The organism is Polaromonas sp. CG_23.6, assembly GCF_029892315.1.
Taxonomy (GTDB): Bacteria; Pseudomonadota; Gammaproteobacteria; order Burkholderiales; family Burkholderiaceae_C; genus Polaromonas.
The window spans coordinates 3,349,124-3,365,040 of record NZ_JARXUY010000001.1; the positions used below are offsets into that span (position 1 = coordinate 3,349,124).

Below are 15,917 nucleotides of genomic sequence, written 5' to 3' on the forward strand. Positions count from 1 at the left end.
GCCCTCTGGAACAGACCACTCTGCCAAGGCGATCTGCGCTATTTTTTTAACCGCCATGGGGACCGCTTCTGCTAGCCCTGAACCGCGGCCTGAATACGCACCGGCACGCCTTTGGACGCCGGGGTTTTGGACGCCTGGTCGTGATACCACAGCGGGATCAGGACATTCATCTCGGGGTAATAGCCCCCTACGCACCCGTCGGGCAGGTTGAACGACGTGACCCTCAGACCCGGAACCTCGCGGTGCACCTCGTCGCCGGCGTCGCTAAACAGGCTGACGATGTCGCCCTCCTTCAGGCCGGCCCGCGACATGTCGCGGGGGTTGATCAGCAGGATGGAGCGCGAACCCTCCAGTCCGCGCAGCCGGTCGCTGAATCCGTAGATGGTAGTGTTGAACTGGTCGTTGGAGCGCATCGTGATGAGGTGATAGCGGCCCGGTGCATCGCCCACACCCAGCGCCGACATAACGGTCGGATCAGTGAATTCGGCCTTGCCGCTGTCGGTTTCCCAGATGCGTTCGCGCGCCTTGTTGCCACGGTAAAAGCCGCCTTTGTCGAACATGCGCCCATTGAAATCACGAAACTCCTCAGGGTACGTTTCCTCGATCAGGTCGCGCACCATGCTGTAGTCACCCACCCAGTCGTCCCACTGCCATTTCGGATGCACCGGCAAAGTCGCTTTTGCCATTGCGGCGACGATTGCCAGTTCGGACAAAAGATGAGGGCCCGCTGGTGTGCGCTTGCCAACCGAGCCATAGATGTGGCTGAAGGTGTCTTCAATCGACACCGACTGGGGGCCGCTGGCCTGAACGTCTTCCTCGGGCCGCGCCAGACAGGGCAAAAGGTAGGCGGAGCGGCCATGCACCAAGTGGCTGCGGTTGAGCTTGGTGGCGATATTGACTGTCAACGCCATGGCGCTCCAGGCTTTTTCCATGGCGTCACGCTCCGGAATGGCACGGACAAAATTTCCGCCCAGACTCACAAAACCGCGCACCGAGCCATCAAGAATGCCTTCGCATGCGTCAACCGTCGTCAAGCCTTTGTCGCGCGGTGGTTCGAAATCGAACATCCGGGCCAGCTTGTCCAGTGGCACCAGTTCCGGCTTTTCGGAAATACCCACTGTGCGCTGGCCCTGCACGTTGGAATGGCCGCGCACCGGCGACATGCCCGCACCCTGACGGCCGATATTTCCCCGCAGCAGCAGCAGGTTGACAAACAGGCCAATGCACTGCGAACCATGGACATGCTGCGTCAGGCCCATGCCGTACACGCCGATGACCCGCTCGGCGGCGATGTAAACCTCGGCGGCCTTCTCCAGGTCGGCGCGGGCCAGACCCGACACGGCTTCAATTTCCACCCAGTCGGCGGCCCGGGCCGAAGCCGCGAACGTTTCCAGACCGTCGGTGTGTTGCGCGATGAATTCGCGGTCGAGCACGCCCGGCTGGCCTGCCGCCTGCCGGCTGTCGTCTACCTCCAGCACGTGCTTGCACAGGCCCATCAGCGCCGCAATGTCGCCGCCCGGACGAACCTGCAGGTACATATGCGAAAGGCCGGTGCTGTGCCCGGTCAGCATTTCCACCGGACTTTGCGGATCAGTGAATTCCACCAGGCCGGCTTCGCGAACCGGGTTGAAGGTGATGATCTTGCAGGCCCGCTTGACGGCTTCCTGCAGCGGATGCAAAAAGCGCGGGCTGTTGGAGCCCGGGTTCTGGCCAAAATAAAAGATGGCGTCGCAATGGTCAAAATCTTCCAGCACGCAGGTACCGACTGCCGAGCCAATCACTTTCTTGAGTCCGACCGAGGTTGTCTCGTGGCACATGTTGGAGCTGTCAGGAAAGTTGTTGTGCCCATAAAAGCGTCCAAACAGCCCAAACAGGTAGGAGGTTTCAAGAGACGCTTTTCCGGAGGTGTAAAAAACCACCGACTTGGGATTGAGTGCCTTGAGTTGCTGGCCGATGCCGTCAAACGCTTCCTGCCAACTGCAGGCAAGGTATTTGTCAGTGGCCGCATCGTAGCGAAGCGGCTCAGTCAGCCGCCCCTGCATTTCCAGGTCATAGTCACTCCAGCCCCGCAGTTCGGTAAGACTGTGCTTTGCGAAAAAACCAGGCGTGCAGCGGTCGATGGTCAGGTCCCAGATCGTGGCCTTGGCCCCGTTCTCGCAAAACTCGAACACATGCGGATGGGCCGGTTTCCCCCAGGCGCACGAGGTGCACATGTGCCCTCCGGCCTTGTTTTGATGGGCCAGAGTTTCAAGAACCGCCGGGCTGGGGCGCTCCCGAAACAAGACACTGGTCATGCCTTTGAGCGAGCCCCAGCCGCCTGCAGGAGGTGCTTCTTTTTTGGATACGCTTGACGGGTTATGGGTCATTTCAACCTGCAGTGTTATGACGTTTTGGTTGATTCAACATAGATAAAACAGCGGACGCAGCCGCCATCTCAAGCCGCTCTTGGTGGCTGTAGACCACCAGGTCCTGCCGGCGGGCAAAACCCACCAATGTCATGCGAAGGCGCTGGGCTGTCCGGATCGCCAGCGCCGTCGGCGCCGAGACGGCCGCGAGCAAGGGCACACCTGCCGATGCTGCTTTTTGCACCATCTCGAAACTGGCGCGGCTGGTGACGCAGACAAAACCGGTGGCCGCGTTAACCTTGTTCAAAGCCAGCGTACCGATCAGCTTGTCAAGCGCGTTGTGCCGTCCCACATCCTCCCGCAGGCACACCACCTCACCTTGCGGTGAACACCACGCCGCAGCATGCACGGCGCCGGTGGCTTGCTGCAAGGATTGCAGGGCCGCGATGCCGGACATCGCCCGCGCGACTGCCAAGCGGCCAATGGCCGGTGTGTCCGGCAGCACAGGCAGATCGCGCGCGACGTGATTTAAGCTTTCGGTTCCGCACAGGCCGCAGCCCGTGCGCCCTGCCAGCGAGCGACGGCGAGACTTGAGGCGCGCAAAGGCAGCGCTGGCCACGTGAAGTTTCAGGGTGATGCCCAGATCGGACAACACTTGGTCCACCGAATACAGCTCGGCTGGCGCATCGATGATGCCCTCGCTCAGCGAAAATCCGAGCGCGAACTCCTCAAGATCCAGAGGCGTTGCCAGCATCACCGCATGCGAGATGCCATTGAACTCCAGCGCCACCGGCACTTCATCGGCAATCCAGTCATCGGCTTCAAACCAGGTGCCGTCGCGAAAGCCGCTGACTGAAAGCTGTTGCGTCCCCGGACAAATTTGTTTGTCCGGGCAAGTGTCTGGCACCATAAAACTCTTGCTGGGTTGAGCCGGTAGCGTCTCGAATAGTGATCGCTTTTGTTCGCGTTGTTCCGGGTCAGGCAGCGTTACCAGCAAATCGGCATCCTCACGCATATTTGGACACCCTGCGCTGAAGATAAACACGGTTTGAATACGACTGCATAGAGACCATTTTGGTCATGCGGGCAAAAGGGACTGTAGGAACGTGCCAGCTTGTTTTGTCAGAAGCCAGCGGCGAAGCGCATCAGTGCGTGAGAAGATCCAAATTTCACTTCAAAGAGGCTTGCGCCTGGCAAGACATCAAGGCATAAACCAACCCATGCACCGACCTCCCAGTACGCTCAATCCAGCCATGCGCATGGCGTTAGGATTTGTTTTTCTATGGTTTTTCATAGGTGGCATCGGCCATTTCGTTTTCACCGAAGCCGAAATGCGTATCGTGCCGCCCTATATTCCCTGGCCGCGCGGCGCCGTGCTGGCCAGCGGCGTGGCCGAACTGCTGGGCGCTGTCGGCCTGCTATGGCAGCCGACCCGTCGCCTTGCGGCCTGGGGACTGTTCGCCCTGACGCTGGCAGTGACGCCAGCACATGTCTACATGCTGCAGCAGCCGGCGCTTTTCCCCTCTGTTCCCTATTGGGCGCTGGTCTTGCGGCTGCCCTTGCAGGCGGCGTTGCTCGCATTGATTGCCTGGATTGGGTCAAGACCTGTGCCACCGGCTTCTTTTTGGGTGCCGCCCTCCTGGCTTTGATCGCGAATTCAGGCTTGTTTTTTAAATCAAATCAGGCTGTAACGCAGGTACGGCGGGCACGAGCAGCTATTGTTTGTTCAAGCTGCGGACCCTGCCTGCTCCGGCTTTTGGTTCTGGTTCCGGTGCTGGTGGTCGCTGCGATGCTGATGTGATTCATGGTCCCGCTCGGTGCCCGTGTTCAACGCATCAGCGTCGTTGCAACGCCTGCGCCCGATGTGCTTCACGCGGCCCGTTGAAAGCCGCCTTCCGCACCGTAGCAGCCGCTATCATCAACGATGGCTATTCCGGCGCGTGCCCCCTTACTCCCTTCCTCCATGAAAAAGTCACAGGGCTTCACGGTCCACGATGTTGCGCGGCTCGCTGGCGTATCGGCCATGACCGTTTCGCGCACGCTCAACCACCCTGAAAAAGTTTCGCCGGACGTGCTGGCGCGCGTGCGCGAAGTCGTCACGCGCACCGGCTACGTGCCCAACGGCATGGCGCGCGGCCTGCGCTCGTCCAAGGCCAAACTGGTGGCGACCGTGCTGCCGACGCTGGTCGGGCCGGTGTTCCAGGAGACCATCCGCGCGCTTGACGAGGCGCTCGACGCGCAGGGCTACCAGCTGATGATCGGCCAGAGCGGCTACGACTCATCGCGCGAAGATGCGTTGCTCGATGCCATCATCCGCCGCCGGCCCGATGGCATCGTGCTGACCGGCATCATGCATTCCCCCGAAGGACGGCGCCAGTTGCTGGCGTCCGGGATTCCGGTGGTCGAAACCTGGGACCTGACGCCCACGCCAATCGACATGCTGGTCGGCTTTTCGCATGAAGAAATTGGCCAGTCGGTCTGCCATTTCCTGCACCGCCGGGGCTACCGGCATCCGGCGCTGATTAGCGCCAGCGACGATCGGGCGCGGCGGCGCATCGAAGGCTTCCAGCGCATGAGCCGAACACTGGGCCTGGACGAGGCACCCACGCACTTCGTGCCAGCGCCGACCACGCTGGGCTCAGGCCGCTCCGGTCTGGCTGCCGTTCTGGACGCGCACCCGCAAACCGACGCAGTGTTCTGCAGTTCCGACATGCTGGCCTTGGGTGTGCTGATCGAGGCGCAAACCCGGGCTCTGGCCGTGCCAGGGCAATTGGGCGTGGTGGGCTTTGGCGACTTGGACCTGGCCGCCAGCCTGCAGCCGGCCCTGACTACGGTGCGCATCGACGGCACGCGCATGGGCCGCACCGCCGCCCAGTACATCGTCGATCGCGCCGAAGGCCGAAGCGTCAGTGCGCCGATTGTCGATATCGGCTTCGAAATCATCCAACGCGCCAGCGCCTGAAGCGAGCGCCTGGCGCAAGGCCCCGGCCTTGCGGACAACCCAGGCCGCAAACCGAAAAACCTTCAAGTGTTACCGATATCAGATTGTGTATCGATCGGCTGCTTGCCTCCATGAGTGGTTTTTTCGTCAAAATCATGCCAATTTCGCAGCTCATCGTTGCCAATTTTACCTTTTCATCGATTTAAACTCGATTTTTTAGGGGGATTTCAGGGTATTCACTAGCGGGCGACCTGTAATCGGCTGATATTCTTAGTCATCAATGTTATCGATAACAAGCATTGAGAACCCGTTTTTCACTCCTTTTAAAAGAGACAGCTATGAAAATTCACGCCCCCTTTTCTTTTTCTCCCCGGCCGGTCGCGCTTGCGGCAAACGTGCTTGTGGCCGGCCTGGTCGCGACGGCCTGCGGCGGCGGCGACAGCGGCCCGGTAGAAATTGCTCAGCCGGTGATCTCGGCGCAGAAAAAATTGCTCATCACCGTCGAAGGCAAGCAGTTCAAGGATCTGAACGCCAACGGCAAGCTCGACCCGTATGAAGACTGGCGGCTGGCGGTTGACCAGCGGGTGGACGACCTGGTCGCGAAGATGTCGCTGGAAGAAAAGACCGGCATGATGCTGATCGACACGCTCGGCCCGGCGGCAGGCGGCGCTGTTTCGGCAACGGCGGACGACTACATCAATACGCAGAAAATGAGCCGCTTTGTCTTTCGCAGCGTGGTGAGCGCCACGCCGACCTCCGGACAGGTCACGCCCGAACAGGCGGCCAATTTCACCAACGCCGTCCAGGCCATGAGCGAGTCCACGCGCCTGGGCATCCCGGCGGTGTTCAAGTCCAATGCGCGCAACCATTATGAAAAAGACCCGCGCTTTGGCATCAGCGAGGCCGCCGGCGCCTTCACCGAATTCCCGAAAGAGGCGGGCCTGGCCTCGGCTTCTCTGGGCGCGGGCGACATGTCCCAGATCAAGAACTTCGCCACCGTCATGGGCGACGAGTGGAAGTCCATCGGCCTGCGCGGCATGTACGGCTACATGGCCGACCTCTCGACCGAGCCGCGCTGGTACCGCGTGCAGGAAACCTTCACGGAAGATGCCGACCTGAACGCCAGCATCATGAAGACGCTGGTGCAAACCCTGCAAGGCCCCACCGTCAAGGATGGCAGCTCGGTGAATCCTAATTCTGCAGTGGCGCTGACCATGAAGCATTTCCCTGGCGGAGGCCCGCAGGAAGGCGGCTTCGATCCGCACTATGCGCACGGCAAGAACCAAGTGTATCCAGGCGGCAATTTCGGTTATCACCTCAAGCCCTTCATGGCAGCCATGGAAGCCGGCGTCTCGGCCGTCATGCCGTACTACGGCGTGCCGATCAAAGTGACCTATGAAGGCGTCACCTACGACCAGACCGGCATGGCTTTTTCAAAGCAAATCGTCACCGACCTGCTGCGCGGCAAACTCGGCTTCAAGGGCTATGTAAATTCCGACACCGGCATCATCAACGACCGTGCCTGGGGTTTGGAAAAGAAAACAGTTTCAGAACGCGTCGCCGCAGCATTGAATGGTGGCACGGAAACCTTGTCCGGGTTTCATACCAATCAGACCATACTGGATTTGGTGAAGTCAGGTCTGGTCACTGAAGCCCGGGTTAACGAAGCGGCCAAGCGCTTGCTGAAAGAGCAGTTCCAGCTGGGTTTGTTTGAAAACCCCTATGTTGACGCCAGCAAGGCCGGCGGCATCATCGGCAGCGCCGCGAATCTTGCGGTTGGCATGGACATTCAGCGCAAGTCCGTCGCCTTGCTACAGAACCAGGACCTGGCGGCCGGCGGCAAGACTCTTCCGCTCAAAGCTGGCGCCAAGGTCTACACCATGGGCCTGGCCAAAGCCGATGTCCAGAAGTACGGCTACACCGTGATCGATGGCGAGGCCAACAAGAATGCCAGCGGCGTCACCGTGACGGACGTCAATGGCGACGTCGTGGGACGTCCCAGCGCCGCCGGCAGCGACTACGCCGTGATCCGGGTCGAAGTGTCCAACAATAAACTAGTGCCGGGCACCACGACCAAGTACACCAGCACCTATAAAAGCGATGACCCTGCGACCGGCGGCCGCATCAACCCGGCCACCGGCAAGTCCTGGGGTTCCGAAGACCGCTGCGTCGCCAAGGCAGACTACTCGGTCGAGGATTCCACCAAGGCCTGCCTGGACAACGGCTTGGGATTCGGCGGCGCCTTCCCGTGGGAGAACGGCATGATGTCATTCGGCGAAATGGCCTCTGCGCAGTCATGGCAAATCTCGCCGTCGCTGGCCGACATCAAGAAGGTCATGCAGGAAGTGGGCGATCCGAAAAAAGTGGTTCTTAACATCTACTTCCGCCAGCCGTATGTGCTTGACGATGCCAGCGGCCTGAAGAGTGCGGGCGCCATCGTGGCCGGCTTCGGGATAAGCAACACCGCGCTGCTCGATGTGCTGAGCGGTAAGGTTCTGGCCACGGGCGCGGCCTTCAAGCCGCAAGGCAAGCTGCCGTTTGCCCTCGCCAACAACTCGAAAGCCATTGTCGACAACCAGCCCGACGTTCCGGGCTATCCCGAAAAGGACACGCTGTACAAGTTCGGCTTTGGCCTGACATATTGAGCGGATACTCCGTCTGTTACGCCGAAGCGGAAATAATCAGCCTTGATTGAACGTTAGCCGGCCTGCCGCCCACTGGGTAGCAGGCCGGCTGCGGCGCTTCCCTGCTGGCGCCTTTCCCAACCTTTGAAACACCCACCCATGCCAACCCACTCCACCCCCTTGATCACCGACCTGCAAGTGATCCCTGTCGCCGGCCGCGACTCCATGCTGCTCAACCTGAGCGGTGCACACGGCCCGTACTTCACGCGCAACATTTTGATCCTCACCGACAACGCCGGGCGCACCGGCGTGGGTGAAGTGCCGGGCGGCGAAAAAATCCGCCAGACGCTGGAAGACGCCAAGGCGCTGGTCGTCGGCCAGCCGATTGGCAGCCATCTCAGCCTGCTGCAGCAAATGCATCAGCAGTTTGCCGACCGCGACAGCGGCGGGCGCGGGCTGCAGACCTTTGATTTGCGCACCACCATCCACGCCGTGACAGCCGTCGAGTCGGCGCTGCTCGACCTGCTGGGCCAGCACCTTGGCGTGCCGGTGGCCGCGCTGCTCGGCGAAGGCCAGCAGCGCGAAGCGGTCGAGATGCTTGGGTACCTGTTTTATGTCGGCGACCGCAGCCGGACCGGTCTGGCCTACAACAGCGAGCCTGACGCCGACAACGACTGGTCGCGTGTTCGCCATGAAACGGCCCTGACGTCCGAGGCCATCGTGCGCCAGGCCGAAGCTGCCCATGCGCGCTACGGCTTCAATGACTTCAAGCTCAAGGGCGGTGTGCTGCGCGGCGAGGAAGAAATCGAGGCCGTCACGGCGCTGCACGAGCGCTTCCCCCAAGCGCGGGTCACGCTCGACCCGAACGGCGGCTGGCTGCTGAAAGACGCGATTCGGCTGATGAAGGACATGAAAAACGTCGTCGCCTACGCCGAAGACCCGTGCGGCGCCGAAGACGGTTTCTCAGGCCGCGAGGTGATGGCCGAATTCCGCCGCGCCACCGGCCTGCCCACAGCGACCAACATGGTTGCCACCGACTGGCGCCAGCTGACGCATGCGCTGTCGCTGCAGTCGGTGGACATTCCGCTGGCCGACCCGCACTTCTGGACCATGGCTGGCTCGGTGCGCGTAGCCCAGACCTGCCGCGACTGGGGGCTGACCTGGGGCTCGCACTCGAACAACCATTTCGACGTGTCGCTGGCGATGTTCACCCATGTCGCCGCCGCCGCACCGGGCCGCGTCACGGCGATCGACACGCACTGGATCTGGCAGGACGGCCAGGGCCTGACCAGGGAGCCGCTGCAGATCGTTGGCGGCCTTGTCGAGGTCCCCAAGAAGCCCGGCCTGGGCGTCGAGCTGGACATGGCCGAGGTCGAGAAAGCCCATCAGTTGTACAAGCAGCACGGCCTGGGTTCGCGCGACGACGCGGCTGCGATGCAGAGCCTGATTCCGAACTGGGCCTTCAACCCGAAACGGCCGGCTTTCGACCGATAAGCCGGTGCGCTTGCAGCCAGATCGACCCGTCTCCCGCTCGCGGCGCAGGAGACAATCAGCGATTAATTGCTACATTATTCATAGCTACTTGCGCAGACTTCACGTGCGCAAACAGCATTTTTTATACTTAAACTGTCATAGCGGAATAAAACAACTGCGTTTCAGCCATAAGCGCAGGTGGTCGCCTTGCGCCATGGACTCTTTTCCGGGTTGTCCCGTCGTTCACCAATGCGGGCCTTGCGGTTGACGTTGCAAAGGCAAAAAGTTATATTACTAACCCATTAGTCAGTAATATAGAAATCATTTCCTTGTCCACCGAAACCTCCCCCACCCCGGGCGCCAAACGCGAGCGCCGCAAAGAGGCCCGGCCCGGTGAATTGCTCAACGCCGCGCTCGATCTGTTCGTTGAAAAAGGCTTTGCCGCCACCCGGGTGGAAGAAGTCGCGGCGCGTGCCGGCGTGTCCAAAGGCACGCTGTTTCTTTACTTTCCCAGCAAGGACGAGCTGTTCAAGGCGGTGGTGCGCGAAAGCATTTCAGGTCGTCTGGTCGAGTGGCGAAGCGACTTTGAAGTCTTCAGGGGAAGTAGCCGCGACATGCTGGCCTACTGTATGAACAGCTGGTGGGAACGGGTCGGTGCCACAAAAGCGTCGGGCCTGACCAAGCTGATGATTTGCGAGGCCGCCAACTTTCCGGACATTGCCGTTTTTTATCAGCAGGAAGTCATCCAGCCCGGCCATTCATTGATCCGCCGCATCCTGCAGCGCGGCATCGACCGGGGCGAATTTCGCAGCATGGACCTGGACTACGCGGTGTACAGCGTGGTCGCGCCGATGGTCTTCATGATCCTGTCGCAGCATTCGATGGGCGTCTGCCTACCCAACCATTGCCCGCTTGATCCGCAAAAATACATCGCCACGCAGCTGGGTATTTTGCTGGACGGCATGCGCGCCGCGCCAGAGGGTGCGCGTCCGGACGCACCGCAGGCCTGAACCATGAAGTGCAGCTTCCAAGGCAATCCGTCCCTGGCGGGCATGCGCCCTGCACCGAATCCGCGTCAGGTTTATGCAGCGCACGCCGTCTAAAATCAACGGCTGCGCTGCATTACCTCTTCTATTCAATCCCGCCGCCTCACAACCAAATTGCCATGAACTACGAACAAGCCCGCTTCAACATGATCGAGCAGCAAATCCGTCCCTGGGAGGTGCTGGACAGCCAGGTCCTGGCCCTGCTCGCACTGGTCCGGCGCGAGGACTTTGTGCCGCCGGCCTGCAAGGCGCTGGCCTTTGTCGACATGGAAATCCCGCTGCCGCCGCAGCACAACCCCGGCCAGTGCATGCTCGCGCCCAAGGTTGAAGCCCGGCTGCTGCAGGACCTGTCCGTTCAAAAACATGAAAAAGTGCTGGAAATCGGCACCGGTTCCGGCTATATGACCGCGCTGCTCGCGCACCGTGCCCAGCAGGTCATCACGCTGGAAATCGAGCCTGCGCTGGCCGAAACCGCACGCCGCAACCTGCAAAAGGCCGGCATCTACAACGCCGAGGTTCGCCTGGCTGACGGCGCGGCCAACCTGGCCGAGGCGGTGTCCGACAACGGACCGCTGAACGGCCCGTTCGACGTGATCGTGCTCAGCGGCTCGGTGGCTGAGGTGCCGCCGTCGCTGCTTGACCTGCTGAAGGTCGGCGGCCGGTTGAGCGCCATCGTCGGCTACGAGCCGATGATGCGCGCCACGCTCATCACCCGCGTCAGCAAGGAATCGTTTCGCACCGCGCAAGCATGGGACACGGTCGCGCCCCGGCTGCTCAATTTCACCGAGCCGTCCAAATTCACTTTCTGACCTCCTGAACCCACCGCAAGGCCCGCCACATGATTTTCCAACTCAATCCCTCCGACTTTGCCGCCTGGCGCGACCGTGTCGCTGCCGATTTGGCGCCAACCGTCCTGCCGGTGGTGCTGGATGTGCGCGAACCCTGGGAAGTGCAAACCGCTTCGGTCCGGGAAGACGGCTTCAGCCTGATGGCCCTGCCCATGCGCGAGGTGCCAAGCCGCCTGGCCGAACTGAAGGACATGCTCGGCACCGAGCATCCCATTGCCTGTCTGTGCCACCACGGCATGCGCAGCCAGCAGGTGGCGAACTACCTGGCGCAAGGCGGTTTTTCCGAAGTGGTCAACCTGCACGGCGGCATCGACGCCTGGACGCAGCAGGTCGATTCGTCGGTTCCGCGTTATTAGCCTGCTTGGCAACCGGCTGTGGCGCAAAGCCGTGAACCGGGGCAGCCGACTTCTGCGCGTTGTCCTCGCGGTGTTTTAATCATTGATTCATTCAACCTCGGCAAGATTTTTATGACCCTGCTCACCCAATTGTCGGCACCCCGCCGGTCGATGCTGCCTGTTTCGGTCGCATTTGCGCTGGCAAGCCTGACGCCGCTGGCGCAGGCGCAGAGCCTGGTCGAGTTGTACGAATCAGCACGCGCCTTTGACACCACCTACCAGTCGGCCAAGCTGCAATACGACGCCAACCTGGCGCGAGCCGACCAGGCCCGGGCCGGCATCCTGCCAACCGCCGGCCTGTCGGCGGGCGCCTCGCGCGTCAACCTTGACAGCACCACCTTCGCGGCGGGCAGCGGCACCAGTTTCAACACCCGGAACGCCACGCTGAGCGCCAGCCAGCCCTTGTACCGGCCGGGCAACTGGGCCACTTACGAGCAGGGTTTGCGGCAGGTTGACCTGGCGCGCGCCCAAGTGGAAGCCGCGTCGCAAGACCTGATCATTCGCACCAGCCAGGCTTATTTTGACGTGCTGGCATCGCAAGACACGCTGGCCTTTGTGCGCGCACAAAAGGAAGCGGTGAACGAGCAGCTGGCCTTTGCCAAGCGCAATTTTGAAGTCGGCACCTCGACCATCACCGACACCCGCGAAGCCCAGGCGCGCTTTGACCTGGTGCGGGCCCAGGAAATCGCCGCCGAAAACGACCTGCGCGTACGCAAGATCGCGCTCGACCAGCTGGTCGGCATCACCGAATCGCAGCCCCGGCCGCTGGCCATTCCGGTCAATCTTCCTGACGTGGCAACGGCTGAAGTCAGCACCTGGGTCAGCCAGTCAGAAGCCGTCAGCCCTGCCATTCGCCAAGCCCGCAGCAATGTTGAGATTGCCGACCTTGAAGTGAAAAAATCCGAAGCCGGCCACAAGCCCACGCTGGACGCCACCGCCAGCTACAACGTCACCAAAAACCCGTCGAATACCGCGCAAGCCGGCATTTCATCGCGCGTCAACACCGGCAGTGTCGGCGTGTTGCTCAATGTGCCGCTGTTCGCCGGTTTCTCGACGCAAAACCGCATCCTCGAAACGCTGGCACTGCGCGACAAGGCGCTGAGCGACCTCGAAGGCACGCGCCGCAGCGTGTCGCAAAACGTGCGCACCGCCTATTTCGGCGTGCAATCGGGCCAGGGCCAGGTCCGCGCGCTGGAAGCGGCCGAGCTGTCCAGCCAGAGCGCGCTTGATGCCAACAAACTCGGTTACCAAGTCGGCGTGCGCATCAACATCGACGTGCTCAACGCGCAAAGCCAGCTGTTCCAGACCAAGCGCGACCTGGCGCAGGCGCGCTACAACGTGCTGCTCGGCGGGCTGCGGCTGCGCCAAGCCAGCGGCACGCTGACGCCGGATGACTTGCAGCAGGTCAATGGGCTGCTGGCGCGCTGACTCCTTTTGGAAACTGCCTGTCCTTGTGCATTCCCGGCGCAAGGGTCAAACATGCGGAGACACCAAAACAGATGCGGTGTTCCCAGCCACCTCGGTTTGCCATTCAGCCGTGTTCTGAAAACGCTCCCTCAGGAACTCCAAGAACAGCCGCACCCGACCCGGCATGTTGCGCCGGCTCGGGTACACCGCGTAAATATCGAGTTGAGTGGGCTGATACGCCGGCAGCACGATCCTGAGCAAATTCTCACGAATGTCCCGTGCCACCATGTAATTGGGGTGCATCGAAATGCCCTGGCCGAGCAGCGCGGCGTGTCGCAGCGGTTCGCCGAAATTCGAACGCATTGAGCCCGCAACACGCACCGACTTTTTCCCGCCCGGACCGGTCAAGGTCCAGAAATTCGTCGGCGACTTCAAGGCGTTGACGAGGCAATCATGCTGTGACAACCCCTCCGGCGTCACAGGCACGCCCTTTGCCGCCAGGTAGGACGGGGAAGCCACCAGTAACTGCGGAACGCTTCCCAGTTTCTGGGCAATCAGACTGGTGTCTTTGAGTGAAGGGGCGATGCGCAAGGACAGGTCCAGCCCCTCCCCCACAATGTCCACCCTGCCGTCGTCCAGGTGCATGGCAAACTGGATGTCCGGGTTTTTGGCTGAAAAAGCCGTCACCAGCGGCACCAGGTGCGCCGCGCCAAACGACGGCGGCGTGCCAACCCGTATCGTGCCTTTGGGTGCGCTCACTGCGCCGCGAACGGCTGTCTTCACCATGTCGAACCGGTCGAGCAAATCCTGCCCGGTTTCCATCAGGGAAAGTCCCGCCCCGGTCAGGCTCACGCTCTTGGTTGTGCGGGTGAGCAGCTGGGCGCCCAGGCTGTCCTCCAGCCATTTCACGTGTTTGGTGACGTTTCCCTTGGCCATGCCCAAGCGCACGGCCGCAGCAGTGAAGCTTCGTCCCCTAGCGACTTCCGTGAATATTTCAATCGCCCTCAATCTGTCCATGGAGTGCCTTACTGTTTCTAATTCGAGAACAATATATTCCGTTTTGGAGTCTATGTCGAGTAGGCAGCATTCCCTAGAATCCGCACAACTTTCTGTTGAGCCTGCGCGCAGGCCGTCTCAAGAAAAATTCCCCCGATCCCAAAAGAAAGACATACGAATGACCGTTGACACCGCGACAGCGCTGCCGGGATGCCTGCAGGTGACGCATCAGCTGTTTTATTTTCTCGACGAATCAAGGTACGAGGAGCTGGTTGCGCTGTTCACGCCCGGCGGCACCCTGCACCGCCAGGGAGAGCTTCTGGTCGGACCCCTGGCGATCATGCAGGCAATGTCGAAACGGTCGGCGACGCAGCGCATCCGCCATGTGATCAGCAACGGATTCATCGAATCGCAATCGGCGGACCTGGTCCATCTGGTGGCTTACATGGTGGCTTACCGCTTCGATGACGGTGCGCTGCACACCGGGCCGGTGGACATCAGCCGCCCGCTGCGCCTGTCGGTGGTGCGCGCAGCCCTGCGACAGATTAATGGCGGCTGGAAAATTGAGTCCATGACATTCACGGCGCAATTTGAGTTTGTCAGCGATGCGGTGTCAGCCGATGTCCAGCCATGACAGGCGGGCAGCCGCAAGCCATGCAGACGAGCTTCATGCACCAGTCACTGCGCACGCGGGTGGTGTCCAGGCCGGGCGCCCTGCTCGAACTGGGCCCGGAACTGGCCAGGCTCGGCTGCAAGCGCCCGTTGCTGCTGTCGAGCAACCGCATGGCGTCCAGCCCCTTGTACGCCGGCATCCGCGAATCACTTAGCGAGTTTGAATGTTTCGAGTCCGGTGACATTCCGCCTCACTCCTCCGTATCGACGGTGTCCCGGATTGCCCGGATGGCGCAAGACCACCACGTTGATGCGCTGGTGGCCATCGGGGGCGGCAGCGTGTCGGACACTGCCAAGGCGGTGGCGCTGGTCATGGCAGAAGGCGAGCCGCTGGCGCAGCACGCTTCGCGTTTCCTGCCGCCAGACAGGGTCGTAACGCCCGACCTGGTGCGCTTGAAAGTACCGATTGTTTCCATTCCCATGACCGCTTCTGGCGCCGAAGCGACGCCCTCGCTTGGTATTCGGACAGCGCAAGGCACGAAGCTGCTGTTCTGGGATGCCCAGCTGGCCAGCCGAGTGGTTTTGCTCGACCCGCTGGCCAACCTGGCCACGCCCGCGTCGGTCATGCTGTCGACCGGCATGAATGGCCTGGCCCATTGCATCGAAGGCCTGTACTCCAGGAACCGTTCCCCGATCACCTCGATCCTGGCGCTGGACGGCATCGCACTGTTTGACCAGTCCCTGGGCCATGTGGCGCGCGCACCGGACGCGGTGGACGCACGGGCAGAACTGCTGCTGGCCGCCCACATTTCCGGCATGGTGCTGGCAAGCGCCCGCAGCTGCCTTCATCACGCCATATGCCATGTGTTGGGCGCCACCTTTGGCGTGGCCCACGGAGCGGTCAATTCGGTCATCTTGCCGCATGCGGTGCAGTTCAACGCGTCATTCGCTGCCGGAGAACTGGCGCAGGCAGCCCAGCGGCTGGGCATTGCCGGCGACACGCAGGACGATGGGGCCGCAGCCTTCGTCAACTGGATTCGCGGTGTCCAGCAGAGCACGGGCGTTCCATCGCGGTTAAGAGATCTGGGCATCGCCCGCGAAGGGCTGAAGGCGGCAGCACAAAAAACCATGCATGAACGCGGTCTGGCCTACAACCCGCGCCCGGTCTCGGAGCCGGCAGAAATCGAATCCATCCTGATGGCGGCCTGGTAGTTTAAAACCCCTAATCAA

Annotated in this window: 13 protein-coding genes; 10 read left to right on the plus strand and 3 right to left on the minus strand. The window is 61.5% G+C overall.

Going from position 1 to position 15,917, the window contains the following annotated elements; translation table 11 throughout:
* Nucleotides 1–71: 71 nt before the first annotated feature.
* Together H4V98_RS15870 and fdhD are read right to left on the minus strand one after the other, a co-directional pair.
* Nucleotides 72–2,366: an FdhF/YdeP family oxidoreductase gene (locus tag H4V98_RS15870; protein ID WP_280757695.1), complete on the minus strand. Its 2,295-nt coding sequence runs from the start codon at nt 2,364–2,366 to the stop codon at nt 72–74.
* 1 nt (nt 2,367) lies between these two features.
* Nucleotides 2,368–3,255, minus strand: a complete 888-nt coding sequence (gene fdhD, locus H4V98_RS15875) for a formate dehydrogenase accessory sulfurtransferase FdhD (protein WP_196862428.1) — start codon at nt 3,253–3,255, stop codon at nt 2,368–2,370.
* Nucleotides 3,256–3,565: 310 nt separating this feature from the next.
* Between fdhD and H4V98_RS15880 the strand changes: the two genes are divergently transcribed.
* The 8 genes from H4V98_RS15880 (at nt 3,566) to H4V98_RS15915 (ending at nt 13,100) form a co-directional block, all read left to right on the plus strand.
* Nucleotides 3,566–3,994, plus strand: a complete 429-nt coding sequence (locus H4V98_RS15880) for a MauE/DoxX family redox-associated membrane protein (protein ID WP_231374589.1) — start codon at nt 3,566–3,568, stop codon at nt 3,992–3,994.
* Nucleotides 3,995–4,308: 314 nt separating this feature from the next.
* On the plus strand, nt 4,309–5,307 hold the full coding sequence (locus H4V98_RS15885; RefSeq protein ID WP_280757696.1) for a LacI family DNA-binding transcriptional regulator: 999 nt from the start codon (nt 4,309–4,311) through the stop codon (nt 5,305–5,307).
* Between the two features lie 317 nt (nt 5,308–5,624).
* Nucleotides 5,625–7,931 (plus strand): glycoside hydrolase family 3 N-terminal domain-containing protein, encoded by a 2,307-nt coding sequence (locus H4V98_RS15890; RefSeq protein ID WP_280757697.1) that lies wholly within the window; start codon nt 5,625–5,627, stop codon nt 7,929–7,931.
* A gap of 138 nt (nt 7,932–8,069) precedes the next feature.
* Nucleotides 8,070–9,404 carry a glucarate dehydratase gene (gene gudD, locus H4V98_RS15895; protein WP_196862431.1) on the plus strand — a complete coding sequence of 445 codons (1,335 nt, stop codon included), beginning with the start codon at nt 8,070–8,072 and terminating at the stop codon, nt 9,402–9,404.
* A gap of 308 nt (nt 9,405–9,712) precedes the next feature.
* Nucleotides 9,713–10,393 (plus strand): TetR/AcrR family transcriptional regulator, encoded by a 681-nt coding sequence (locus tag H4V98_RS15900; protein ID WP_196862432.1) that lies wholly within the window; start codon nt 9,713–9,715, stop codon nt 10,391–10,393.
* Between the two features lie 155 nt (nt 10,394–10,548).
* The gene (locus tag H4V98_RS15905; protein ID WP_196862433.1) at nt 10,549–11,238 is read left to right on the plus strand and encodes a protein-L-isoaspartate O-methyltransferase; all 690 of its coding nucleotides are present in this window, start codon (nt 10,549–10,551) and stop codon (nt 11,236–11,238) included.
* Between the two features lie 29 nt (nt 11,239–11,267).
* Nucleotides 11,268–11,633, plus strand: coding sequence for a rhodanese-like domain-containing protein (locus H4V98_RS15910; protein ID WP_196862434.1), 366 nt, complete (start codon nt 11,268–11,270; stop codon nt 11,631–11,633).
* A 111-nt stretch (nt 11,634–11,744) separates the two neighbouring features.
* Nucleotides 11,745–13,100: a TolC family outer membrane protein gene (locus tag H4V98_RS15915; protein ID WP_196862435.1), complete on the plus strand. Its 1,356-nt coding sequence runs from the start codon at nt 11,745–11,747 to the stop codon at nt 13,098–13,100.
* Nucleotides 13,101–13,145: 45 nt separating this feature from the next.
* Here H4V98_RS15915 and H4V98_RS15920 read toward each other — a convergent pair whose 3' ends face one another.
* Entirely contained in the window at nt 13,146–14,096 is a 951-nt protein-coding gene (locus H4V98_RS15920) for a LysR family transcriptional regulator (RefSeq protein WP_280757698.1), read from the minus strand.
* Nucleotides 14,097–14,253: 157 nt separating this feature from the next.
* Here H4V98_RS15920 and H4V98_RS15925 point away from each other — a divergent pair, with 157 nt between their 5' ends.
* Nucleotides 14,254–14,709, plus strand: a complete 456-nt coding sequence (locus H4V98_RS15925) for a nuclear transport factor 2 family protein (protein ID WP_196862437.1) — start codon at nt 14,254–14,256, stop codon at nt 14,707–14,709.
* Nucleotides 14,710–14,744: 35 nt separating this feature from the next.
* The gene (locus H4V98_RS15930; RefSeq protein WP_196862438.1) at nt 14,745–15,899 is read left to right on the plus strand and encodes an iron-containing alcohol dehydrogenase; all 1,155 of its coding nucleotides are present in this window, start codon (nt 14,745–14,747) and stop codon (nt 15,897–15,899) included.
* Nucleotides 15,900–15,917 lie beyond the last annotated feature (18 nt).

Bases quoted from the DNA above. Each gene is read 5' to 3' on its own strand.
- H4V98_RS15870 (WP_280757695.1), bottom strand. From the start codon at position 2,366: ATGACCCATAACCCGTCAAGCGTATCCAAAAAAGAAGCACCTCCTGCA.
- fdhD (WP_196862428.1), bottom strand. From the start codon at position 3,255: ATGGTGCCAGACACTTGCCCGGACAAACAAATTTGTCCGGGGACGCAA.
- H4V98_RS15880 (WP_231374589.1), top strand. From the start codon at position 3,566: ATGCACCGACCTCCCAGTACGCTCAATCCAGCCATGCGCATGGCGTTA.
- H4V98_RS15885 (WP_280757696.1), top strand. From the start codon at position 4,309: ATGAAAAAGTCACAGGGCTTCACGGTCCACGATGTTGCGCGGCTCGCT.
- H4V98_RS15890 (WP_280757697.1), top strand. From the start codon at position 5,625: ATGAAAATTCACGCCCCCTTTTCTTTTTCTCCCCGGCCGGTCGCGCTT.
- gudD (WP_196862431.1), top strand. From the start codon at position 8,070: ATGCCAACCCACTCCACCCCCTTGATCACCGACCTGCAAGTGATCCCT.
- H4V98_RS15905 (WP_196862433.1), top strand. From the start codon at position 10,549: ATGAACTACGAACAAGCCCGCTTCAACATGATCGAGCAGCAAATCCGT.
- H4V98_RS15910 (WP_196862434.1), top strand. From the start codon at position 11,268: ATGATTTTCCAACTCAATCCCTCCGACTTTGCCGCCTGGCGCGACCGT.
- H4V98_RS15915 (WP_196862435.1), top strand. From the start codon at position 11,745: ATGACCCTGCTCACCCAATTGTCGGCACCCCGCCGGTCGATGCTGCCT.
- H4V98_RS15920 (WP_280757698.1), bottom strand. From the start codon at position 14,096: ATGGACAGATTGAGGGCGATTGAAATATTCACGGAAGTCGCTAGGGGA.
- H4V98_RS15925 (WP_196862437.1), top strand. From the start codon at position 14,254: ATGACCGTTGACACCGCGACAGCGCTGCCGGGATGCCTGCAGGTGACG.
- H4V98_RS15930 (WP_196862438.1), top strand. From the start codon at position 14,745: ATGCACCAGTCACTGCGCACGCGGGTGGTGTCCAGGCCGGGCGCCCTG.